Below are 23,002 nucleotides of genomic sequence, written 5' to 3'. Positions count from 1 at the left end.
TCAGCCGTCGGGGGGCGGCCTCATTTGCGTGCCAGCGCCGCCATGTCCTGCGGCGACAGCGCCCGGTTGTGGATGCGGAAGTCCGCCACGGCACCGTGCAGGTAGGGGTGGGTGGCGTTCTGCGAACGCCCCAGGTAGTTGCGGCTGGTCTCGCCGAGCAGCAGGGGTGAGCAGACCATGGCCTCGTTGCGGCCGGTCTCGGCCCCGTCGATGTACAGCACTCCCGTGCCGCCGCCGAGGGTGAGCGCCACATGGACCCACCTGCCCTGCGGCAGCGACACGCCGGAGTCCACGACGTCCTCGCCCTCCATCCCGGCGATCTTGAGGGCGGCCCGCGGGAAGCCCTTTCCGGTGCGGGCGGCAAGGAAGAGGTAGGTGCTCTTGTGGTAACCGAGGTCGAAGATCCGTGCCGAGTTGGCCACCGAGTCCAGGCGCGTCCAGGCGCTCACCGTGAGCTCGGTCAGGCCGGTCAGCAGGCCGCGCGGCAGCACGACATGGCCGCCCGCACCGTCCAGGGCCACCGCTCCGGCCGCTCCGCGTCCGGCGGTCCATGCCGCGCCCTCGGCGAGCCGGCCGTCGGGGTGGTGTCCGGTGGTGTCGGCGACGGCGGCGCCGGCACCCTCGTCGAGCAGGTAGCGGGCGATTTCTCGCGGGCCGTCCTGGCGGGGCGGGCGCGCGAAGTAGACGTTGTAGTGCTGGTGGTGGACCTGGTGGAAGGGCCGCAGGGTGACCGGCCTCCCGTCCGCGCGCGCTGTGAACGCGGTCCCCCCGTCCGCGGCCGGCCGTACCGGGCCGCCCTCAAGGGTGGGGATCGTCGCGGACCCGGTCGTACCGTACTCACCGGCCAGCACCAGCGGTCCGTAGGACAACCCCACCACGTGCGGGTTGTCCGGAGCAGGGCGCTCCACGACCTCGCGGGGCAGGGTCATCTCGACGGTGTCACCGGACCGCCACTGCCGGTCGAGTGTCGCGTACGTCCCCGGCCTGACGTCGCAGTCGACGGTGCGGCCGTTGACGGTGATACGGGCGGTCCGGCGGCGCGTGCCGTCGGCGAGCCATCCCGGTATCCGTATCCGCAGCCGGAACCGGGACGGCGAGCCGGTGACCGTGAGCCTGACCCGCCCGGACTCCGGATATCTGCCGCCTTCCTGGCGGATCGTCACCTCCCGTTCCTGCCAGTGCAGTTCGGAGGGGATGAAGAGGTTGACGTAGAGCTCGGGGCGGCCGGCGCGGGCCGAGTGGAAGTAGATGCTGTCCGCGAACTTCGTGTGCGTCTCCAGGCCCGTGCCGTGGTCGCAGGAGAAGTTGTCGTAGTCGCCGCTGTAACTGCCGGGTGCGGCGCCCAGACCGCCCTTGGGTTGACGCCGCGACCCCGCCGACAGGCCGGTGTAGTAGGTGACGAAGCCGTGTTCGGAGTCGGGGTCCTGCTCGCCGAGCATCTGGTTGTACAGGGCCCATTCGTAGTGGTCCATGCGCTCGGCCCGGGCGGGGTCGTGGAGGAACAGCCGCCGCCCCAGCTTGAGCATGTTGTACGTGTTGCAGTTCTCGCAGGTCTCCTCGGACAGTCGGCTGACGATCTCGCCGGGCGGGCCGAAGAACTCCTGGTTGGCGTTGCCACCGATGACGTAGGAGTGGTCGTGGACCACGATGTCCCAGAAGTTCGAGGCGATCGCGCGGTAGCGCTGCTCGCCGGTCGCCTCGTACATCCGGGCCGCGCCCACGATCTTGGCGATCTCGGTGTTGGCGTGCCGGCCGTTCAGCTCGTCGCGCCCCTCGGCGAGCGGGCCGAACAGGTCCTCCTGGTCGAAGCGGCGGGCCGTGCGCAAGGCCGCCTGGCTACCGGTGGTCAGGTGCAGGGCGGCGAGCACGTCGTTCATGCCGCCCCACTCCACCCGTCGCACGTGGTCGAGCTGATCCGGGGTGAGCGGGGCAGTGCGGCGGTCGGCCCAGGCTGCCATGGCTTCGACGAGGCTCAGGGCCCGCTCGTTCCCGCACAGCTGGTACTGGTCGAGGAGACCGGCCATGATCTTGTGGATGGTGTAGTACGGCGCCCAGGGCTTCGAGCCCGCCTCCAGGTCGGCGAAGACCTGCTCGGGGAAGGCCGAGAGGTAGCCCTCGCCGTATCCTGCGGCGGGGGACGCCGCCTGACACTCCGCCAGGGCGTCGACGATACGGCGGCCCTTGTCCGCGTACCGGTCGTCCCCGGTACCGGCGTGCGCGAGCGCGAGGCCGGACAGCAGGTGGCCGGTGCTGTGGCCGCGCAGCTGAACGCCCGGGGCCTCCCAGCCGCCGCAGGGCTGCGCGCTCGACGGCAGGCCGACGTTGGTGCGGAAGGTGTGCAGGAGACGGTCGATGTCGACGGCTTCGAGGTAGGCGCAGGTGCGCCGCATGTTGTCGCGGAAGGGGCTGTCCAGCAGCCGTACCGATCCCGGCGCGAACTCGGCCAGCGCGGGGCTGGAGGGCGTGGACCCGGCCCGGGGCCCGTGGCCGTCGGTCGCCGCGGCCGGAGCCCCGGCGGCCGCCCAAGCTCCGACCGCCACCCCGGTTCCGATCACGAAGCGTCTTCGCGTCAGGTTCTGTCGTGGCATGCGGCGACTCCTCTGTAGAGCAAGAGTTGAATCGTTTTTTTGGATGACGGCCACTCTGGGGGCGGGGATCCCCGCGCGTCAAGATGTACGCAACAGCTCTTTCCTTCACCCCTATTGCCTTGAGTACACCGAGCACGTAGATTTCCGGCGCGTTAATTGAATCGTTTGAACGATGTTTCAAATGAACCTGCGTTCCGGGTCCCGGTGCTTCGCGCCCCGGTGGGCCCGACAAGGAGCAACATGAGCCTGCGACGGCGAACCGTACTGACGATGGGGGCCCTGGCCGGTGCGGCCGCGACTTCCCTGCCCCTGACGGCAGTTCCCGCGGCGGCGGAGGAAGGCAAGGGCAGCGCCGTGCCGCGCGGCTTCGGCGACCCCGAGTCCGGTGTGCGCCCCAAGTTCCGATGGTGGTGGCCCGACGCGCTGGTGAACACCCGTGAGATCGCGGACGAGATCGGGAGGATCGCCGCCGCCGGTTTCGGCGGCGTGGAAATCGCGGCCGTCACCCACAGCCTCAGCCAGCAGATCGACGCCCAGCGCTACGGCTGGGGCACCCCGGCGTGGACGGCGGCCGTCGAGGCCGCGCTGCGGGCCGCGAAGCGGCACGACGTGGTGGTGGACCTGACGGTCGGCCCGGCCTGGCCGGCAGCGGTTCCCTCGATCACCCCGGACAGCACCGCGGCGGCCAAGGAACTCGCGCACGGCCAGGCCGTGGTGGCGCCGGGCGAGACCTACTCGGGGCCACTTCCGGCCGCCGTGTCCGAGGCCTCCGAGGATGTCACCGTCCAGCGGCCGCTGCTGGTGCAGGCCGTCCGGGTCGCCACGGGCAGCTCGGCCGGCGCCGTCCCCGTCGTCCTGGACCAGTCCAGCGTCACCGACCTCACCTCGACGGTGCGCGGCTCCACCCTGACCTGGACCGCGCCCGACGACGGCAGCTGGCTGGTCGTCGCCTACTGGGAGCGCGGCTCCGGCCAACGCCCGGAGGGCCCGGCGCACACCGCCCCGCTCTCCTACGTCGTCGACCACTTCAGCGACGCGGGCACCGGCGCCGTCACCGGCTTCTGGGAAGAGCACATCCTCACCCCGGCAATCCGGTCGCTGTTGCGCGACGTGGGCGGCGCGCTGTTCGAGGACTCCATCGAGCTGGAGACCGACGCCACCCTGTGGACCCCGAAGCTGCCCGCCGAGTTCGAGCGCCGCAAGGGGTACTCGCTGCTGCCGTACCTGGCGACCGTGGTCGAGAAGAAGGAGAAGCCCGTCTTCAGCTTCGGCCCGGCCGTCGACAAGCCGGTACGCAGCGACGTCATGGACGTCATCACCGAGCTGTACATCGAACACCACCTGCGTCCGCTGCAGAACTGGGCGCACACTCTGGGCCTGAAGCTGCGCATCCAGCCGTACGGCCTGGAGACCGACGCGATCTACAAGGCGGCGATCCTGGACATCCCCGAGGGCGAGTCCCTCGGCTTCAAGAACCTGGACGACTTCCGGTGCCTGGCGGGCGGCCGGGACATGGGCGGCCGGCTCGTCCTGTCGAACGAGGCCGGCGGTGTGGCCAACGGCGCCTACTCGACCACCTGGTCCGCCACCTTGAAGAAGCTGGTCATCCAGTACGCGGCCGGCGTCAACCAGGCGGTGTTCCACGGCTTCGCCTACGCCGACGCGCCCGGCGCCGCCTGGCCGGGCTTCGCCGCCTTCTCGCCGTACAGAGGCGGTGCCGGGTACGGCGAGGCCTGGGGCCCGCGCCAGCCCACCTGGCAGCACGCAGACATCGTCGCCGACTGCCTGGCCAGGATCCAGCAGGTGCTGCAGACCGGGGTCAACCAGGTCGATGTGGGGGTGCTGCGGCAGAAGGGCTACGCGGGATCCGGTCTCGGGGCGCCCTGGTTCACCGGTGACGGCGTGCCCGTCGGCTGGACGCACACCTTCCTCAGCCCGCGTCTGCTCGACCTGCCCAGTGCCGTGGTGCGCAACGGCCGGTTCGCCCCCGACGGCCCCTCCTGCAAGGCGCTGGTCGTCGACGGCGACGTCATGAGCGGCCGTGAACACACGCTCCAGCTCGATGTGGCCCGGCGGCTGGTCGCCTACGCGGACGCGGGTCTCGCGATCATCCTGATAGGCAACTGGTCGGACGCGCACGTGCCCGGGATGCCCGCCGCCGCGGACGACAACACCCGGCTGCGCGAGCTGCTCGTGGAGCTGCAGAAGCGGCCCACCGTGCACACCGTCGCGGACCGTCCCAACGTGCCCGAGGCCATCGAGGCGCTGGGGCTGCGGCGCGACGTGGAGTACGCCGAGACGTCGATGCTGCTGCACGCGCACCGCCGGGACGACGACACGGACTACTTCTTCTTCGCCAACGACGCGGTCAGCAAGAAGGGGTCGACGGGTTCCCGGATCCGTCACGATGTCACCCTGACCGCCCATGTCCGCGGGGCAGTCCCCCACCTGCTGGACCCGTGGACCGGTTCGGTCACGCCGCTCGCCGCGTACACCCGCACCGAGGACGGGCGGATCCGTCTCACCGTGGACCTGGCGCCCGGTGCCGTGAGCATCGTGCGGCTGTCCCGGCCCACCGGTGGCGTCTTTGCCCGGCACGTCACCGCCACCCACGCCGACGAGGTGGTCACCGCCGACGGCCGGACGTTCGAGGTGCGGGCCGCCGCCGCGGGCGCCTACCGCACCACGTTCGACAACGGGCGCTCGGTGAACGCCGTCGTCCGGACGGTGCCCGCGCCGTTCGCCCTGGAGTCGTGGAAACTGGACGTGGAGGACTGGCAGCCGGGCTCGAAGGCCACCGAGACCGTCCGTGTGCGGCACCAGCTGTCGCTGCCGGACGGGCTTCTGCCGTGGTCGCGGATCACCGGTCTGGAGGACGTGTCGGGCGTGGGTACCTACCGCGCCGTGTTCACCCTGGGCGAGGAGTGGACCGAGGGGACCGGGGCGCGGCTGGAGCTCGGCGAGGTCTGCGACACCTTCCGCATCCGCGTCAACGGCCGAGACCTTCCGCCGGCGGACCAGGTGACGCGGGTGGTGGACCTGGGCTCGCGGCTGCGGCACGGCTCCAACACCGTCGAGGTGGAGGTGGCGACGACGCTGCTGAACCGGCTGCGGGTGGCCGACGCGCCGGTGTTCGGCGCCGCCACACGTCAGGCGTACGGGCTGCTGGGCCCGGTGCGGGTGGTGCCGTACGGGACCGCGACCGTGCACGCGTGAGCACGGCACCGCAGTGAGCGCGCGGGCCGGGGCGGGGACCAGGTGTCCCCGCCCCGGCCGGCCGTGTTGTACGGGGAGGGCGGAGAACGGGTGGTGACCGGGGCGGCCGGGCGGCGCGGGCACGGCGGAATGCGGAACACCGGGGTCCGCTCTCCCGGCTTCGGGAAGCGGACCGTTCCTAACCAGTGCACATAAGTGAGTCCTGGACCCACCGCTGCGTACTGGGCGCATCCCGAACGGTTTTGGATGCGCTGGGTTCCCGCGTTCGCTTCCCGCTCGGCGACGGTCCTCCAGGGGGCCGGTCCGTTGTGGGTGGGCGGGTTCCCTCACGCCCCCGGTCACCTGGTCCGGCCTGGACGGTCCGATGCCCCACACGATCACTCCGGTCGTGTGGGGGCGGTGCCGTCCGACGCCGGACCGGGTGTCCGAGGGCGCGTCGTCCGATCGCGATACCGGCGGCATCGTGACGGGACATCTTTCGGTGGGGGGTGGTCAGCGGTTCCTGCCAGTGCTGGGCACCCCACATGCTGGTGTAGGCGGGGTCGACCGCAACGATCGCGAGCCCCTGTTCGGCGGCCATCGACACCAGTCGGGCCTTGAGCCTCCCGGTCGGCATGCCGGAGATGAGCTGTCGGAACCGCTTGCGGCGGCCGTGCTTCTCCCGGGTCTTCTCGGTGGTGAAGTCGAGGTCTTCGATGCCGATCGCGGCGACCCCGGCACGCACCGCCCAGTTGATCAACCGGGTCAGCGCGTGGCGGATCTGTGCGTCGCGGTGAGCGGCGGTGCCGGACAGGTCGTAGGGGAAGCGGTGCGGGTCACCGACCGGGTTGCCGTGCCGGTCGAGAAGGTAGGCGGCGAAGTGGTCGGCGTTGGTGTCGACGCCGACCATGCCCCGGGCGCGGGCAGTCTCCAACGGGATGGTCTTCACGGCGGGGCGTTGCCAGGATGCGGTCAGGTACCAGCGGCCACGCTCCACGTCGAGGTGGATGCGGTAGGCGACGGCCCGGTTCGCGGTGATGCGGTCGGCCCACTCCCCACCCCGGTGCGCAAATGCGATGCGGGAGGTGAGGGTGTACCGGCCGTGCTGGGCGTTGGCCAGGTGCGCGAGCGGGGCAGGCAGTTTGATGGACACTTCGCCGTCCGGGGTGACGCGGATCGTCTCGTTCCCGAACCGCTTCCCCGACTCGCCGTCGGCGGCGACGAACCAGCGTTCCGCCTCCCAGCGCTCCCGCCACTGCTCTTCGGTGAGCTGGGCCTGGGTGAGGTGGTGGCGGGTGTTGAGGAGACGTTTACCGCCCCGCACCACTCGCACCCGTCCGGCCTGCCAGTCACGGACGGCAGCGGCGTGCCGGTCTTCCAGCATCGCGAGGCGGCGGGACTTGCGGAACCACTCACCCCGGGAGCGGTAGCCACCCGCCGCGCGCTTGGTGCCCTTCTCCCCGATCGGGAGGGACAACCGATGCCGCAACGTCCTGATCCCGGCATCCAGCGTCTTCATGTGCGTTGCCTGGCAACGCCGGGCCAGCGCCCACTGATCGTGCGTGGCCTTGGTGATCGCACCCGCGATCCGCGACGACGACAGTGCCGTCAGCTCCCGCTTACGCGACGCCCAGGTCTGAGCGCTGTGATCGTGGCCATCCGCACAGCGATCCTTGAGATCACGGGAAGCCAGCGCACCCTGGTGCTCGCCGACCGCGCGCAGCACCATCTCGTCGTGGGGGGTGAGGTGCCCCAGCCGGTCCCGGATCGCCACCCCGCAAGGCCCGGGCACCACGAAGGGCACGGCCAACTTCCGCAGACCACCCACCACATCACCCCCTCCCGCAAGGCCGGACACCTGCCACCCAGCCCAACGAACACAGGCACCAAAGGTCACACACTCGACCCCAGAACCCCCGTTCCCCCCATGAACTCGCCGTCAGAGGCTCACTCCCGCTCGCTCCAACTCACTTCAGCGCAGCAAACCGACAGCAGCTCGCAACCCCGGTGTTTCCCGGCCTGGCATTGCGGACCCCGGCGCTCCGGACCCCGGCGTTGCGGACCCCGATGGTGGTGCTCCGTGGCCCCGGCGTTCCTCAGCCGCCGGCCGTGCTCGACTGCCGTACCACCAGCTCCGGCGGGAGCACCACGTGTTCGTGCCGGTGCTCGCCGGCCTTCTCCCCCGTCTCCTGCAGCAGCAGGTCGGCGGCGATGGAGCCGATGGCGTAGGCGGGCTGACGCACCGAGGTGAGCGGCACGGTGGCCGCGGCGGCGAACTCGATGTCGTCGTAACCGACGATGGCGATGTCGTCGGGCACTCTCACCCCCGCGGTGTACAGCGTCTGGAGCACCCCCAGGGCCAGCAGGTCGTTGGCGCAGAAGACCGCGGTGGGCCGCCGCGCCAGCCCCAGCAGGCGGGCCCCGGCGTCGCGGCCCGCGGCCACGTCGAGGCGGTCGGTGGGCAGTTCGTGCAGTGCCTCGTGGGGCAGCCCCGCCTCGTCAAGGGCCGCCAGGGCGCCCGCCCGCCGGTCCTGCACCTGTTTGAGGTGCTCGGGCCCGCTGACGAAGGCGATCCGGCGGTGGCCTGCGGCCGTCAGGTGTCTGATGGCCAGGGCGCCGCCTGCCACGTTGTCGACGGCGACCGAGCAGCCCTCCTCGTTGCCGTCCACCCGATCCACGACCACGAAGGGAATGCCGAACCGGCGGAACTCGCGCAGCGTACGGCCGCTGGAGTCGGCGGAGGTGACCAGTGCCCCGCGCACCCGTTGCTCGGCGAAGAGTGCGAGGTAGTCCGCCTCCTCCTGGACGCTCTGGCCACTGTTGCAGACCATGACGCCCAATCCCGCGTCGCGCGCGGTGCGTTCGGCCCCGCGCACGACGTCGACGAAGAACGGGTTGCCCATGTCCAGGACCAGCAGCGAGACGATACGGCTGCGGCCCGCCCGCAGTTGGCGGGCCGACTCGCTGCGGACGTAGCCGAGGCGGGCGATCACCTGCTGGACATGGCGGCGGGTCCGGTCGGAGACCCGTTCGGGGCGGTTGAGCACATTGGAGACGGTGCCGACGGAGACCTTCGCCTCCCGTGCCACGTCCTTGATGCCGACTGCGGACCGGTTGCCCGTCGTACGTCTCGCCAAGGCGCCTTCCCGGTCGGCTCCGCGGATGACGGGGCCGTCGGTCGGCGGGAACGGCAAGGAGCCGTTCGTCCCGGAAAAGCCCAGCCCGGTTCTCATGGCAGGTGGAACACCTCCGTGAGGGGGAGCATGGCGGCGTCGGGTCCCCGGCCGTCCAGCTCCTCGAAGAACTCGGACATCTCGGCCTGCCACCGCGCGTTCACGTCGGTGGCGTCCATGGCGGCGCGGGCCGCGTCGAAGTCCTCGGTCTCCAGATAGCCGACCAGCAAACCGTCCTCGCGCAGGAAGAGCGAGTAGTTGTGCCAGCCGGCCGCGGAGAGCGCCTCGCGCATCTCGGCCCACACGTGCTGGTGGCGTTCGCGATACTCCTCGGCCCGGTCGGGCCTGACCTTGAGCAGGAAGCAGACACGCTGCATGTCATGTCCTTGGTGGGTGCGTACGGGGGTGGGGCCGCTTCCCCGCGGTCGCGGCGGAGCGGCCCCACCTGTGCTGGGGTCAGAACTTGTACTGGTCGATGTTCTTCGCGTCGAAGACGGTCGGCTTACCGAGGGAGACCACACCGTCCTTGCCGATGGTGTACGTCCCCATGCCGCCGGCCTTGAAGGTCTGCCCCTCGGCGCCGGTGATCTGGCCCGACTGCAGGGCGATGGCGGTGCGGGCGGCGAGCTCACCGAGCTTGTTCGGGTCCCACAGCTCGAAGGCGTCGACGGTGCCGTTCTTGACGTAGGCACGCATGTCGTTGGGGGTGCCCAGGCCGGTCAGCTTGACCTTCCCCTTGTACTTGGAGCCGGACAGGTACTGAGCGGCGGCCTTGATGCCAACGGTGGTCGGGGAGATGATCCCCTTCAGGTCGGGGTACTCCTGAAGCAGGCCCTGGGTCTGCTGGAAGGACTTCTGGGCGTCGTCGTCGCCGTAGGCGACCTTGACGAGCTTGATGTCCTTGTACTCGGGCTTCTTCAGTTCCTCCTTCATGAAGTCGATCCAGGTGTTCTGGTTGGTGGCGGTCTGGGCGGCGGACAGGATCGCGATCTCGCCCTTGCCCCCGATCTGCTTCGCCATCTGCTGGACCTGGGTACGGCCGAGGTCCTCCGCGGAGGCCTGGGAGACGAAGACCTGGCGGCAGTCGGTCTTGGTGTCGGAGTCGTAGGTGACGACGCTGACGCCGTTCTTCATCGCCTGCTTCAGCGCGGTGCACAGGGCACCGGGGTCCTGGGCGGACACCGCGATGGCGTTCACCTGCTGCTGGGTCAGGGTGTTGACGTAGGAGACCTGACCGGAGGTGTCGGTGCCGCTGCTGGTGCCGACCTCCTGGTAGGTCGAACCGAGCTCCTCGACGGCCTTCTTGCCGGCCGTGTCGGCGATGGTGAAGTACGGGTTGTTGACCTGCTTGGGCAGGAAGGCGATCTTCAGGCCCTTCTTGGTTTCCGCGTTGGCGTCGGCCTTTCCGGTCACGGCGGAACCGGACTTCTTGTCCGTGTCGTTCTTGGTGGTGCCGCCGCAGGCGGTGGCGCCCAGGGCGAGAACGGTGGCGGTGGCGACGGCGAGGGTGAGTCGACGGGTTCTGACGGTGGCGAGAGACATGAGGGTCCTATCGTTGCGAAGTACGGATTTGTACGGGGTGTTGCCTGGTTCGGGGCGCGGCGGACGGTGCCGCTCCGCCTCCCCGCAGGGGCTGCGGACGGTGTCGGCGTCCCTTCAGGAGGTGGCGGCCGGCGGTCTCAGGGGAACCGCGGTCGCCTTTCTGCGAGCCCTGCTCTGGGCGATCTGCCGGCCGACGCGCGGGGCGAGGACGGAGACCACCAGCAGGACACCGGTGACGACGATCTGGGACTGGGCGGAGACGTTGAGCAGGCTCATCACGTTCTGCAGGGTGCCGAGCAGGAACACACCGGCGATCGCGCCGCCGAGGGTGCCCTTGCCGCCGTCGAAGTCGATGCCGCCGAGCAGGACCGCGGCGATGACGGAGAGTTCGAGGCCGGTGGCGTTGTCGTAGCGGGCGCTGGCGTAGTGCAGGGCCCAGAAGACACCGGTGAGCGCGGAGAGCAGACCGGTGGTGACGAACATGGACAGTTTCAGGCGCTTGACGCGGATGCCGGCGAACCGGGCCGCCTCCTCGGAGGCGCCGATCGCGAACAGCGAACGCCCGACGGGGGTGGCGTGCAGGACGACCACCGCGATGGCCAGCAGCACCAGGAACGGCAGTGCGGCGTACGGGATGAAGGTGTCGCCGATGCGGCCCGCGCCGAAGTCCAGGTACTGGGTGGGGAAGTCGGTGACCGAGTCGGAGCCGAGGATGATCTGGGCGATGCCCCGGTAGGCGGCCATGGTGCCGATGGTGACGGCGAGGGAGGGCAGGCCGAGGCGGGTGACGAGCAGTCCGTTGATCAGACCGCAGACCACACCGAGCAGCAGGCACAGCGGGATGATCGTCTCGATGCTCATGCCCTCGTTCCACAGAGCACCCATCACCGCTCCCGACAGGCCTGCCGTGGAGCCCACCGAAAGGTCGACCTCACCGGAGACCACCAGCAGCGTCATGGGCAGCGCGATCAGGGCGATCGGCAGGGTGTTGCCGATCAGGAACGAGACGTTGAGCGCGTTGCCGAAGTTGTCGACGAACGAGAAGGAGCACAGCAGCAGCACGACGAACAGGGCGCCCACCGCGGTGTCCCAGCGCACCGCGCCGCCGAGGCCGCGCCGGGCCGTAGCCTTCGTAATGGTGTCAGTCATGGCGGGCACTCCTCATCTGTGCGGCCTTCTTGCGCAGCACTGCGGCGACCCGCAGGGCCAGGATCCGGTCGACGGCGATGGCGAGCAGCAGCAGGATGCCGTTGATCGCGGTGACCCAGACCGAGCTGACGCCGATCGCGGGGAGCACGCTGTTGATGGAGGTGAGCAGGACGGCCCCGAGCGCCGCTCCGTAGACGCTTCCGGAGCCGCCGGTGAAGGCGACGCCGCCGACCACGACGGCGCTGACGACGGTGAGTTCGTAGCCGTTGCCGGTGGCGGAGTCGACGTTGCCGAAGCGGGCGAGGTAGAGAGCGCCGGCGAGTCCGGCGAGGGCGCCGCACAGGACGTACGCGGTCATGATGCGGCCCCGGACCGGGACACCCGCGAGACGGGCCGCCTCGGGGCTGGAGCCCAGGGCGTACAGGTCGCGTCCGCTGCGGTAGCTGCGCAGGTAGTAGCCGACCGCGAGGAGTACGACGAGGGCGAGCAGGGCGAGGTAGGGAACCGCCCAGATGCCGTCGTGGCCGAAGCCGACGAAGCCTTCGGGCAGCGCGTCCGCGGTGATCTGACGGGAGCCGACCCAGATGGAGTCGATGCCGCGGATGATGTAGAGGGTGCCGAGGGTGACGACGAGGGCGGGCACCTTGCCGAGGCTGACCAGGGCGCCGTTGAGAAGCCCGAAGAGCGCTCCGAGCGCGACTGCGAGCAGTGCCGCGAGCAGCGGGCTGCCCCCGCCGTTCAGGTAGTTGCCGGCGGCGAAGGCGGAGATGCCGAGCACCGAGCCGACCGACAGGTCGACGTTCCGGGTGATCACCACGACGGCCTGGCCGGTGGCGACGAGGGCCAGGATGGTCGCGTTGAGCAGCAGGTCCTTGATGCCCTGCTCGGACAGGAACTCGCCGTTGTAGATCTGGGTGGCGCCGAGCATCACCACGAGCACGGCGAGGACTGCCAGTTCGCGCGCCTTGAACATCTTGTCGATGAGGGTGCGCGCGCCGGCGGCCCGGGATGCGGGTGCGCTCCGCACCGGTTCGGCGGTCGTGGTCATGCCGCGTCCCTTCCTCGGGCTGCGCGGCCGGTGGCCGCCGCCATCACGGTCTCCTCGGTCGCCTCCGCGCGCGGTATCTCCGCGGCGAGGCGGCCCTCGTGCATCACCAGGACCCGGTCGGCCATGCCGAGGATCTCCGGCAGGTCGGAGGAGATCATCAGCACCGCGACGCCCTCGGCGGCGAGCGAGGACAGCAGCCGGTGCACCTCGGCCTTGGTGCCGACGTCGATGCCGCGGGTCGGCTCGTCCACGATCAGCACCTGGGGCGCGGTCGCCAGCCACTTGGCCAGGACGACCTTCTGCTGGTTGCCGCCCGACAAGGTGCCGACGACGTCGGCCAGTCGGGCGTACTTCACCTGGAGCTTCACGGCCCAGTCGACGGCGCGGTCGCGCTCGGCCCGGCGGTTCATCAGGCCGGCGCGGGTGGTTTCGGCGAAGCCCGTGAGCCCGATGTTGCGTTCGATGGACATGTCCATCACCAGGCCTTGGGCGCGGCGGTCCTCCGGGACGAGGGCGAGGCCCGCGGCCATGGCCAGGCTCGGAGCACCCGGCTTGAGCTTCCGGCCGAGCACCTCGACCTCGCCGCCGTCCCAGCGGTCGACGCCGAACACGGCCCGCGCCACCTCGCTGCGGCCCGCCCCCACCAGTCCGGCCAGGCCCACGATCTCGCCGCGCCGCACCTCGAAGGACACATCGGTGAAGACGCCCTCACGGGTGAGCCGGCGCACCGTGAGCGCCGGCTCGCCGGTCTCGGTCTCCTGCTTGGGGTACAGCTCGTCGAGGTCGCGGCCGACCATGCGGCGCACCAGGTCGTCCTCGGTGAGTCCGGCCAGCGGCTCGCTGCTGATCCAGGTGCCGTCGCGCAGGGTGGTCACCCGCTGGCACAGCTCGAAGATCTCCTCCAGGCGGTGCGAGATGAACAGCACGGCGGCGCCCTGCTCGCGCAACGTCCTGACGACGCCGAAGAGGCGGGACACCTCGCTGCCGGTGAGGGCGGCGGTCGGCTCGTCCATGATCAGCACGCGGGCGTCGAAGGAGAGCGCCTTGGCGATCTCGACGAGCTGCTGGTCGGCGATGGACAGTCCGCGGGCGGGCTGTTCCGGGTCGAGGTCGACTCCGAGGCGGGCGAAGAGGTCGGCGGCGGCCTGCTTCACCGCGCGGTGGTCGACCCGGCCGAAGGAGCGGGTCGGCTGGCGGCCCACGAAGATGTTTTCGGCGACCGAGAGGTCGGGGAAGAGCGTCGGCTCCTGGTAGATCACGGCGACGCCCGCGTCACGGGCGTCGGCCGGGCCGTGGAACTCCACCGGTGATCCGTCGAGCAGCACCGTACCGGTGTCGGGCCGGTGCACACCGGCCAGGGCCTTGATCAGGGTCGACTTGCCCGCACCGTTCTCGCCGGCGAGGGCGTGGGCCTCTCCGGCGTACAGCCGCAGGGAGACTCCGCGCAGGGCCCGGACGGCACCGAAGGACTTGCTCACCTCCTCCAGCGCGAGGACCGGAGTGGCATCCGGTTCGGGTTGCGTCATGTGTCTCTCCATGGGGGTCAGGGTCGGCCAGGGGATCTGTGCACGCCGAACCGTGCCGATGCGATCACCCGGCATGAAATGTTTCAGTGAGGTTGCCCGGAAGCTAGCCCTGCCCGCCCCTCAGGTCAAGAGGTCGACTTCGACGCAACGGGGCGAAACAGGAGAAGGGCAAGCAAGTCCACCGGTCAATCCCCCATGACCTGTACGGAATAAAGCCTGCCTGCGGGCCGCGGAAGACCAATAACACGATTACGTAACGCGGCCGCCTTCAGCGGAGACCCTTGACGCCCACGAAACTCGGGGCTAACTTTCCCGTGTAATGAATCGATTCACACATTTGTGTGTCTGCCGGCCCAGTTCCGGGCTGTCGCGCTTCCCGAGGTGAACATGACTGACATCGCTGCCGTGAAGGCCGCACTCGCCGGACAGCGGATCGAGACGCCGTCCTGGGGCTACGGCAACTCCGGTACCCGCTTCAAGGTTTTCGCCCAGGCAGGAGTGCCACGCACCCCGTGGGAGAAGCTGGACGACGCGGCGAAGGTCCACGAGTTCACCGGGGCCGCGCCGGCCGTCGCGCTGCACATCCCCTGGGACAGAGTCGACGACTACGCGGCACTCGCCTCGTACGCCAAGGAGCGCGGCCTGAAGCTGGGCACCATCAACTCCAACACCTTCCAGGACGACGACTACAAGCTGGGCAGTGTCTGCCATCCGGACGCCACCGTCCGCCGCAAGGCCCTGGACCACCTCCTCGAATGCGTCGACATCATGGATGCGACCGGTTCGAAGGACCTCAAGCTGTGGTTCGCCGATGGCACCAACTATCCCGGCCAGGACGACGTCCGCGAGCGCCAGGACCGGCTCGCCGAGGGCCTGGCGAAGGTGTATGAGCGACTCGGCGACGACCAGCGGCTGCTGCTGGAGTACAAGTTCTTCGAGCCCGCCTTCTACACGACCGACGTGCCGGACTGGGGCACGGCCTACGCCCACTGCCTCAAGCTGGGCGACAGGGCTCAGGTCGTCGTCGACACCGGGCACCACGCCCCGGGCACCAACATCGAGTTCATCGTCGCCACCCTGCTGCGTGAGGGGAAGCTCGGCGCCTTCGACTTCAACTCCCGCTTCTACGCGGACGACGACCTGATGGCCGGCGCCGCCGACCCCTTCCAGCTGTTCCGGATCATGTACGAGGTGATCCGCGGCGGCGGCTTCACCCCGGACGTCGCCTTCATGCTCGACCAGTGCCACAACATCGAGGCCAAGATCCCGGCGATCATCCGTTCGGTGATGAACGTCCAGGAGGCTACGGCCAAGGCGCTACTCGTCGACCGTGCGGCGCTGACGGCCGCCCAGCGCTCGGGCGACGTGCTCACCGCGAACGCCGTGCTGATGGACGCCTACAACACGGACGTACGTCCGCTGCTGGGCGAGGTGCGCGAGGAGCTGGGCCTGGACGCGGACCCGGTCGCCGCGTACCACCGTTCCGGGTGGGCGGCGAAGATCGCCGAGGAGCGGGTCGGCGGGCAGCAGGCCGGCTGGGGCGCGTGAGCGCCGCGGCGGATTCGGCCGGGCCGCCACGGGACCGCGAGCGTGCGGCGGTCCCGCCGAAACGGCACGGATTCGCCGCACGGCCGCCCGCCAAGGCGGCACGGTTCCCCGCGCCCCGACGGAGCCGCACGGCCGGCGCCGCGGTTCCCCGCGCCCTTCGGGGCTTCCGAGCACAAGCAGACACTCTCTCTTAAGGACTAGGAACATGGCTCCCCATCCCGAAGCCGCGGCCCTGCTGGCCCGGTCCCGCCGGCTCGGCGCCGACCCCCGCAACACCAACTACGCGGGCGGCAACACCTCCGCGAAGGGCACCGAGACCGACCCGGTGACCGGCGGCGACGTCGAACTCATGTGGGTCAAGGGGTCGGGCGGCGACCTCGGCACCCTGACCGAGGCCGGTCTGGCCGTGCTGCGCCTGGACCGGCTGCGCGCCCTCACCGACGTCTACCCCGGTGTGGAGCGCGAGGACGAGATGGTCGCCGCGTTCGACTACTGCGCGCACGGCAAGGGCGGCGCCGTCCCTTCCATCGACACCGCGATGCACGGCCTGGTGGACGCGCCCCACGTCGACCACCTGCACCCCGACTCCGGTATCGCACTGGCCTGCGCCGCCGACGGCGAGAAGCTGACCGCCGAGTGCTTCGGCGACCGTGTGGTGTGGGTGCCCTGGCGCCGCCCCGGTTTCCAGCTCGGCCTGGACATCGCGGCGGTCAAGGAGGCCAACCCGCAGGCGATCGGCTGCATCCTGGGCGGCCACGGCATCACCGCCTGGGGTGCCACGGCCGAGGAATGCGAGCGCAACTCGCTGCACATCATCCGCACCGCCGAAACCTTCCTCTCCGAGCACGGCAGGGCCGAGCCGTTCGGGCCGGTCGTCGAGGGATACGAGGCCCTGTCCGAGACGGACCGCCGGGAAAGGGCCGCGGCCCTGGCACCGTACATCCGGGCTCTCGCATCTCAGGACCGCCCGCAGGTCGGCCATTTCACCGACTCCGACGTCGTCCTCGACTTCCTCGCCCGCACCGAGCACCCCCGGCTCGCGGCGCTGGGCACCTCCTGCCCGGACCACTTCCTGCGTACGAAGGTCCGCCCGCTCGTCCTCGACCTGCCACCGGCGACGCCCCTGGACGAGGCGGCCGCCCGTCTGAAGGAACTGCACGCCGCCTACCGCGAGGAGTACGCCGCCTACTACCAGCGCCACGCGGAGCCCGACTCCCCCGCGATGCGCGGCGCCGACCCGGCGATCGTGCTCGTCCCCGGCGTCGGCATGTTCTCCTTCGGCAAGGACAAGCAGACCGCGCGCGTGGCCGGCGAGTTCTACGTCAACGCGATCAATGTGATGCGCGGAGCCGAGGCCGTCTCCACGTACGCGCCGATCGAGGAATCGGAGAAGTTCCGCATCGAGTACTGGGCCCTGGAGGAGGCCAAACTCCAGCGGATGCCGAAGCCCAAGCCGCTCGCCACACGTGTCGCGCTGGTGACAGGCGCGGGCAGCGGCATCGGCAGGGCGATCGCCCGCCGACTGGCCGCCGAGGGCGCCTGCGTCGTGATCGCGGACCTCGACGCGACGAACGCGCAGGCGGTCGCGGACGAGCTGGGCGGCCCCGACAGGGCCGTCGCGGTCACCGTCGACGTCACCTCCGAGGAACAGATCACCGACGCGTTCAAGGCAGCCGTACTGGCCTTCGGCGGCGTCGACCTGGTGGTCAACAACGCGGGCATCTCCATCTCCAAGCCCCTGCTGGACACCACCGCGAAGGACTGGGACCTCCAGCACGACATCATGGCCCGCGGCTCCTTCCTCGTCTCCCGCGAGGCGGCCCGCGTGATGATCCAGCAGGAACTGGGTGGCGACATCGTCTACATCGCCTCCAAGAACGCGGTCTTCGCCGGCCCCAACAACATCGCCTACTCCGCCACCAAGGCCGACCAGGCCCACCAGGTACGGCTCCTGGCGGCCGAGTTGGGCGAGCACGGCATCCGCGTCAACGGCGTCAACCCGGACGGCGTGGTCCGCGGCTCCGGGATCTTCGCCGGCGGCTGGGGCGCGCAGCGCGCGGCGACCTACGGCATCGAGGAGGAGAAGCTCGGCGAGTTCTACGCCCAGCGCACCCTGCTCAAGCGCGAGGTGCTCCCCGAGCACGTTGCGAACGCGGTGTTCGCGCTGACCGGCGGGGACCTCACACACACCACCGGCCTCCACGTCCCGGTCGACGCCGGCGTCGCCGCCGCCTTCCTGCGATAACGCAACCGCTGTCACCGGGCCGGGCACACCGCGCCCGGCCCGGTGACAGCCCGCCGACCCCGCCGGCGCCGGCCCCGCACCGTCGGCCCCGGCTTCCCCCGCCCGGGGAACGTCCGGACGGTTCACCACCGCACAGGCCGTCCGGACGTCCCCGCGCGCCCACGCCCACGGGTCCGAGGACAGCAAGGGCCCCACGCGCCCGGTTCCCCGCCGGTGCGGCCAGGCCACGTCACGCCGCTCCGGCCCCCGCCCTCCCCCATCGACACCACCGCACGCCCCGCGGAGGAGCCACCTCATGACCACCACCCCATCCCCCTCCGCGTCACCCGCCCTGTTCGCCGCGGCCGACCTGGGGGCCACCAGTGGACGAGTCGTCCTCGGCGAGGTCGCGCCGGACCGCCTCGTCCTCACCGAGCTGCACCGGTTCGCCAACACACCGGTGCGGGTGTCCGACGGGCTGCACTGGGACGTACTCGCCCTCTTCCAGGGGGTCCTCGACGGGCTGCGCCAGGCCGCCCGCAGTACCGACGGTCGGATCGCCTCCGTCGGGGTGGACAGCTGGGCGGTGGACTACGGGCTGCTGGACCGTGACGGCGCGCTGCTCGGGCACCCCTTCCACTACCGCGACAGCCGCACCGACGGTGCCGCCGACACCGTGTTCTCCCGGATCGACGCCCAGGAGCTGTACCGGATCACGGGCCTTCAGCACCTGTCCTTCAACACCGTCTTCCAGCTCGCCTCCGCGGCCGGCACCGCCCAGATGGACGCCGCCCGCACCCTGCTGCTCGTCCCCGACCTGTTCATCCACTGGCTGACCGGAACCGTCGGCGCCGAGGAGACCAACGCCTCCACCACCGCACTCTTCGACGCCCGCACCGGCACCTGGCGCCCCGACCTCCTCGACCGGCTCTCCCTCGCCCCCGGCCTGCTGCCGCCGCTGCGCGCACCCGGTGACTCCGCGGGCACCCTGCTGCCGCACGTCGCCGCGTACACCGGGCTCGGCACCAGCACCCCGGTGACCACGGTCGCCTCCCACGACACCGCCTCCGCCGTCGTCGCGGTACCGGCCGCCGACCCCCGTTTCGCATACATCTCTTGCGGCACCTGGTCCTTGGCGGGACTGGAGCTGAACGCCCCCATCCTGAGCGAGGAGTCCCGGAAGGCCGGCTTCACCAACGAGCGCGGCGTCGACGGCACCATCCGCTACCTGCGCAACATCATGGGCATGTGGCTCCTGGAGGAGTGCCGCCGCACCTGGGCGGCGCAGGGTTTGCCGAACGGGCTGCCCGAGCTGCTCGCCGAGGCCGACCGGGCCCGGCCGTTCGTCTCGGTGGTCGACCCGGACGCGCCGGAGTTCCTCGCCCCCGGTGACATGCCGGAGCAGATCCGCGCCTACTGCCGCCGCACCGGGCAGCCTGTCCCCGACAGCCAGGGCGCCCTGGTGCGCTGCATCGTGGAGAGCCTGGCGCTGGCCCACCGCCGGGTCCTGCGGCAGGCCGCGCGGCTCGCCGACCACGACATCACCCAGGTCCATCTGGTGGGCGGCGGCTCGCGCAACGAGCTGCTGTGCAGGCTGACCGCCGACGCCTGCGGGCTGCCGGTGGTGGCGGGCCCCGCCGAAGCCACCGCGCTCGGCAACGTGCTCGTCCAGGCCAGGGCCGCCGGTCTGGTCGGCGACCTCTCTTCGATGCGCCGACTGGTCGCGGACACCCAGCAGTTGCGCCACTACCCGCCCGGCGGCGACCCTGCCACCTGGGACGCGGCCGAGGCCCGTCTCGCGCCGGCCGGAGAGGACCTGTGATACGTGTCGCCTCTTCGCCACCTGTGTGAACGACGCCGTCTCCCGGCCACGGTCGTCGCCACCGTGAAGCTCCTCGAAACCGGCCGGAGTGCGGTCGATCGCCGCACCGCCCACCGCCGTCACAGGGCCGTCCTCCGGCCGGACGGCAGCAGACAGGAGTCCGGCGGACCGTGGGAGCGTCGAAGCCGGCCGGCAGACCGCTGAGCGTGGCCGGCGAGTTGCGGGTCAACGTGGTCCGGAAGATGGTCACGCCCCCCGTTTGACCCGGACCTAGCCAATCGCCGGGTGGGCGAAGAAGCGCCCCATCAAGCTGCTGAGCCGATGCAGCCCTATTTCGATTGCACATCCGAGTCGGGCCCCGGAGCATGGGTCGACTCCAAGCGATTTCGCTATCGATAGGCATATATAAGTGACTCTGCACGACGAGCAACGCCAGACCCTCACCGGCCCCGATGGGCTGCCGGTTCTGACCTACATCCAAGGCACTCGCGACGGTCATCCCTGGGCCGACCTCGCCGAGGTGGTTGGCCCCGATCCTGTGCCGTCCATCCTCACCAGCATGTCCGGGTGGGCCGTGTCAGGATCCGTGGAACTCGGCGAACAGCTGATGCAGCACGGCGCACGCGTCATGCGACACGCCCACAGCATGCACTTTGACTTGATCTCCGGCCCTTCCCCGTCTGAGTGGTCGACCATCAACCTGCCCGACGGACTCCACATCGCTCCCTGCGACCGCCCGGCCCGTGACCTGTTCCCGGCGTGGCGGGCTGCCTTCTCTCCCGAACATCCGGATCACTCGCACGGAAGCGACGAGCAAGCCCTGGGCACACAGCTGGCCCCGCTGCTGACCGGCGAAGTACTGGGCCCGGTCATGCCCTGCAGCACACTGGCGATAGATGAAGCAGACCGCGTGATCGCCGGAGTCATCATTACGGACCGTGACGGCCTTCCGTGGATCGCGACCGTCTTCCGCCGGCCAGATCCCCGCTATGCCGGTCTTGGCTCCGTGCTTCTGCGCCGGATGCTGGCAGACGCCGCGTCCTGCGGTCTCACAGAGATGGCGCTGGTGGTGAGTGACGGCAATCGCGCCCGTCATCTTTACGAGAAGCTCGGATTCGAGCTCACCAGCACTTCCCTGACCGTCCTCGTCCCCTGACCCTGAGGTCTGGGCTCCACGTCGCGTTCAGGATGTCACCACCAGAGGAGGGGCCTGGCGTTGGTGCGGACGAGGCCGGCCATTGCTCGGCAGTCGCGCGGGTCAGGGCGGGATGGACGAGAAACTTGGCTGCGTCCAGGATCGGGGTGTCCACGTCGAGGCGCTTGGCGAGGTCGAGCTGCGACCGATCGCGGTGCGGCCGCCGTCGGTCACGGCGTGGACCTGCTTCGAGTGTGAGTAGTTGAGGTACAGAAAGTAGCGCCGAGATTGATCACCGGAACTACACAGCCGGCTGTCCCGGTGGGGAGCTTCAGGGAAAGGCCGTTGAGCGGGGCCGCCGTGACGGCCCCGCTCGCGGGCAAACACCTCGCCCTCCTGGAGCTCCTCGCGGAATGTCAGCGGTCACGTAATTGAACTGCTCAGCCAAAGGCCGCCCTCGCGTAAGGCGGCTGCCAGAACGGGTGATCAAGTACGAGGAATCGTTCGACCTCCGAGATTAAAGATCAAGTTAGTATGGCGGAAGCCGATGTACAGGGCACCGGGTACCCGCCGCGCGTACCACCGCCCCGAACGGGCCCCCGCCCACAGGCGCCCCCATGCCGGAAACCCCGGCCCGATTCCGACGGGCCGGGGTTTCCATGTCATGCAGACCCTGCTCTACCACCTGTGGAGGTGGTCCCTCACCACTCCTTGTCGAAGTGGTCCCGGACCACCCGGAAACTGCCCACGACACCGTTCTTGACGAACACGCCGCCACGGATGTGCTGACGGGTGAAGACACCGTTGCTGGTGCTCCAGGGACCGACCGTCGCAACCGGGGAACCGTTGTCGCAGGTCGCCCCACGGAAGAACTCAACGGTCCGACGGCTGTCGTTACGGACGTTGAAGCTCCGGGCACCCAGACCGCTCACCACCGTGATGCAGCCATCCTCACCACGAGCCGAGTACGACCGCTCGTTGATGAAGATCCGGCCCTCCTCCTTGTGGCGGAAACCACCACGCTCGTTGCCGCCGCCGTAGCCGCCGCCGCCGTAGCCGCCCTCGTTCCCCTTGCCCTCGTTCCCCTTCCCGCTCCCGTTCCCGTAACCGTTCCCGTTCCCGTAACCGTTCCCGTTCTCGTTTCCGTTCCTGTTCCCGTTCCCGTTTCCGTTTCCGTTCCTGTTCCCGTTCCCGTTTCCGTTCCCGTTTCCGTTCCCGTTCCCGTTCCCGTTCCCGTTTCCGTTCCCGTTTCCGCCGTCAGCCAGCGGAGCAGCCTGCTGAACTGCCGGGGCGGACCCGGTAGCCGAGGCATACGTAATGCCGGTAGTAGCCAGAACCGCTGCGCCTACTACGGCAGCGGTTACAGCGACTGTACGCGTGGTCATGTCACTTCTTCCTGTCTCAGAGACGCCGGCTGGGCAGCCGACCTGAGACGAACGTACTTATCGCTTCATTACCTGTCATATCGGGACAGATCCACGGCGTGACACCACAGGGCCGACCGGGTGTACGCACCCCACCCACCACACACTCCACGACTACCTGACGGACCATCAAATAATAAGCAGGTAAGCCCTCCTGGCACAGGATTAGCCCTTCCGGGCGACACGCACCCACCCCCTCACCCTCTCGGCAGCACCCCACCCCAACCCACCACCCCCCATCAGCACCCAAAGACCACACCCCACCACCACCCTGAACAACCATCACCCAGCGCCCCATCGCCCCACCCATCACCATCCCCGCCACAGCCAACACACCCTCACCACCCCAGCCCGGCCGCACCCGCACCCGCACCCGCACCCGGACCCGCACCCGCACCAACCGACACCACAGCGGCGTACGCCCCCACCCCCTCGGTGTCCAGCCACACGGCCATATCCGCCATAGCGGCGTCCGCCAACAGCTCCCGAAGGGGTGGCCGAGACTCCGGGGGAAGTCGCCGTCGCCTCCCCATTCCCGCCATGCGCCACTTGGGCCGTCCTCTCCCACGCAGCGGTCAACGAAGTTTCAGCACCTCCGGCCACCCATGCATAAGCGGCGCTCACGCAA

At 70.0% G+C, this 23,002-nt stretch carries 15 protein-coding genes; 5 read left to right on the top strand and 10 right to left on the bottom strand.

Annotated features, from left to right (window positions below; genetic code table 11):
• Positions 1 to 20: 20 nt before the first annotated feature.
• Positions 21 to 2,588: a beta-L-arabinofuranosidase domain-containing protein gene (locus OG395_RS46580; RefSeq protein ID WP_327248326.1), complete on the bottom strand. Its 2,568-nt coding sequence runs from the start codon at positions 2,586 to 2,588 to the stop codon at positions 21 to 23.
• Positions 2,589 to 2,828: 240 nt separating this feature from the next.
• Between OG395_RS46580 and OG395_RS46575 the strand changes: the two genes are divergently transcribed.
• Entirely contained in the window at positions 2,829 to 5,804 is a 2,976-nt protein-coding gene (locus tag OG395_RS46575) for a glycosyl hydrolase (protein WP_327248325.1), read from the top strand.
• A 178-nt stretch (positions 5,805 to 5,982) separates the two neighbouring features.
• Here OG395_RS46575 and OG395_RS46570 read toward each other — a convergent pair whose 3' ends face one another.
• The 7 genes from OG395_RS46570 to OG395_RS46540 all read right to left on the bottom strand — a co-directional run bounded on the left by OG395_RS46570 (position 5,983) and on the right by OG395_RS46540 (position 14,221).
• Positions 5,983 to 7,611 carry a transposase gene (locus OG395_RS46570; RefSeq protein WP_327248324.1) on the bottom strand — a complete coding sequence of 543 codons (1,629 nt, stop codon included), beginning with the start codon at positions 7,609 to 7,611 and terminating at the stop codon, positions 5,983 to 5,985.
• 268 nt (positions 7,612 to 7,879) lie between these two features.
• Positions 7,880 to 9,016, bottom strand: coding sequence for a LacI family DNA-binding transcriptional regulator (locus OG395_RS46565; RefSeq protein ID WP_327248323.1), 1,137 nt, complete (start codon positions 9,014 to 9,016; stop codon positions 7,880 to 7,882).
• Positions 9,013 to 9,333 (bottom strand): L-rhamnose mutarotase, encoded by a 321-nt coding sequence (locus tag OG395_RS46560; RefSeq protein ID WP_327248322.1) that lies wholly within the window; start codon positions 9,331 to 9,333, stop codon positions 9,013 to 9,015. The genes OG395_RS46565 and OG395_RS46560 overlap by 4 nt, the downstream gene beginning before the upstream one ends.
• Before the next feature lie 79 nt (positions 9,334 to 9,412).
• The gene (gene rhaS / locus OG395_RS46555; RefSeq protein WP_327248321.1) at positions 9,413 to 10,498 is read right to left on the bottom strand and encodes a rhamnose ABC transporter substrate-binding protein; all 1,086 of its coding nucleotides are present in this window, start codon (positions 10,496 to 10,498) and stop codon (positions 9,413 to 9,415) included.
• A 114-nt stretch (positions 10,499 to 10,612) separates the two neighbouring features.
• Positions 10,613 to 11,647: an ABC transporter permease gene (locus OG395_RS46550; protein WP_327248320.1), complete on the bottom strand. Its 1,035-nt coding sequence runs from the start codon at positions 11,645 to 11,647 to the stop codon at positions 10,613 to 10,615.
• Positions 11,640 to 12,695: an ABC transporter permease gene (locus tag OG395_RS46545; RefSeq protein ID WP_327248319.1), complete on the bottom strand. Its 1,056-nt coding sequence runs from the start codon at positions 12,693 to 12,695 to the stop codon at positions 11,640 to 11,642. Before OG395_RS46545 ends, OG395_RS46550 begins: the two co-directional genes overlap by 8 nt.
• A complete protein-coding gene (locus OG395_RS46540; protein WP_327248318.1) occupies positions 12,692 to 14,221 on the bottom strand; it encodes a sugar ABC transporter ATP-binding protein in 1,530 nt (509 codons plus the stop codon). Before OG395_RS46540 ends, OG395_RS46545 begins: the two co-directional genes overlap by 4 nt.
• A gap of 387 nt (positions 14,222 to 14,608) precedes the next feature.
• Between OG395_RS46540 and rhaI the strand changes: the two genes are divergently transcribed.
• The 4 genes from rhaI (at position 14,609) to OG395_RS46515 (ending at position 20,971) form a co-directional block, all read left to right on the top strand.
• A complete protein-coding gene (gene rhaI / locus OG395_RS46535; RefSeq protein ID WP_327248317.1) occupies positions 14,609 to 15,769 on the top strand; it encodes an L-rhamnose isomerase in 1,161 nt (386 codons plus the stop codon).
• A 205-nt stretch (positions 15,770 to 15,974) separates the two neighbouring features.
• Positions 15,975 to 18,014, top strand: coding sequence for a bifunctional aldolase/short-chain dehydrogenase (locus OG395_RS46530; RefSeq protein ID WP_327248316.1), 2,040 nt, complete (start codon positions 15,975 to 15,977; stop codon positions 18,012 to 18,014).
• A 295-nt stretch (positions 18,015 to 18,309) separates the two neighbouring features.
• Positions 18,310 to 19,815, top strand: a complete 1,506-nt coding sequence (locus OG395_RS46525) for a rhamnulokinase (RefSeq protein WP_327248315.1) — start codon at positions 18,310 to 18,312, stop codon at positions 19,813 to 19,815.
• A 409-nt stretch (positions 19,816 to 20,224) separates the two neighbouring features.
• Complete coding sequence (locus tag OG395_RS46515) at positions 20,225 to 20,971, top strand: GNAT family N-acetyltransferase (RefSeq protein ID WP_327248314.1); 747 nt, start codon at positions 20,225 to 20,227, stop codon at positions 20,969 to 20,971.
• A gap of 680 nt (positions 20,972 to 21,651) precedes the next feature.
• Here the strand turns inward: OG395_RS46515 and OG395_RS46510 are convergent.
• Positions 21,652 to 22,335, bottom strand: a complete 684-nt coding sequence (locus tag OG395_RS46510) for a hypothetical protein (protein WP_327248313.1) — start codon at positions 22,333 to 22,335, stop codon at positions 21,652 to 21,654.
• Positions 22,336 to 22,712: 377 nt separating this feature from the next.
• Entirely contained in the window at positions 22,713 to 22,838 is a 126-nt protein-coding gene (locus OG395_RS46505; RefSeq protein WP_327248312.1) for a hypothetical protein, read from the bottom strand.
• Between the last annotated feature and the right edge of the window lie 164 nt (positions 22,839 to 23,002).

This window comes from Streptomyces sp. NBC_01320 (assembly GCF_035974375.1).
Lineage (GTDB): Bacteria > Actinomycetota > Actinomycetes > Streptomycetales > Streptomycetaceae > Streptomyces > Streptomyces yanii.
This window is presented reverse-complemented; position numbering and strand designations above follow the sequence as displayed.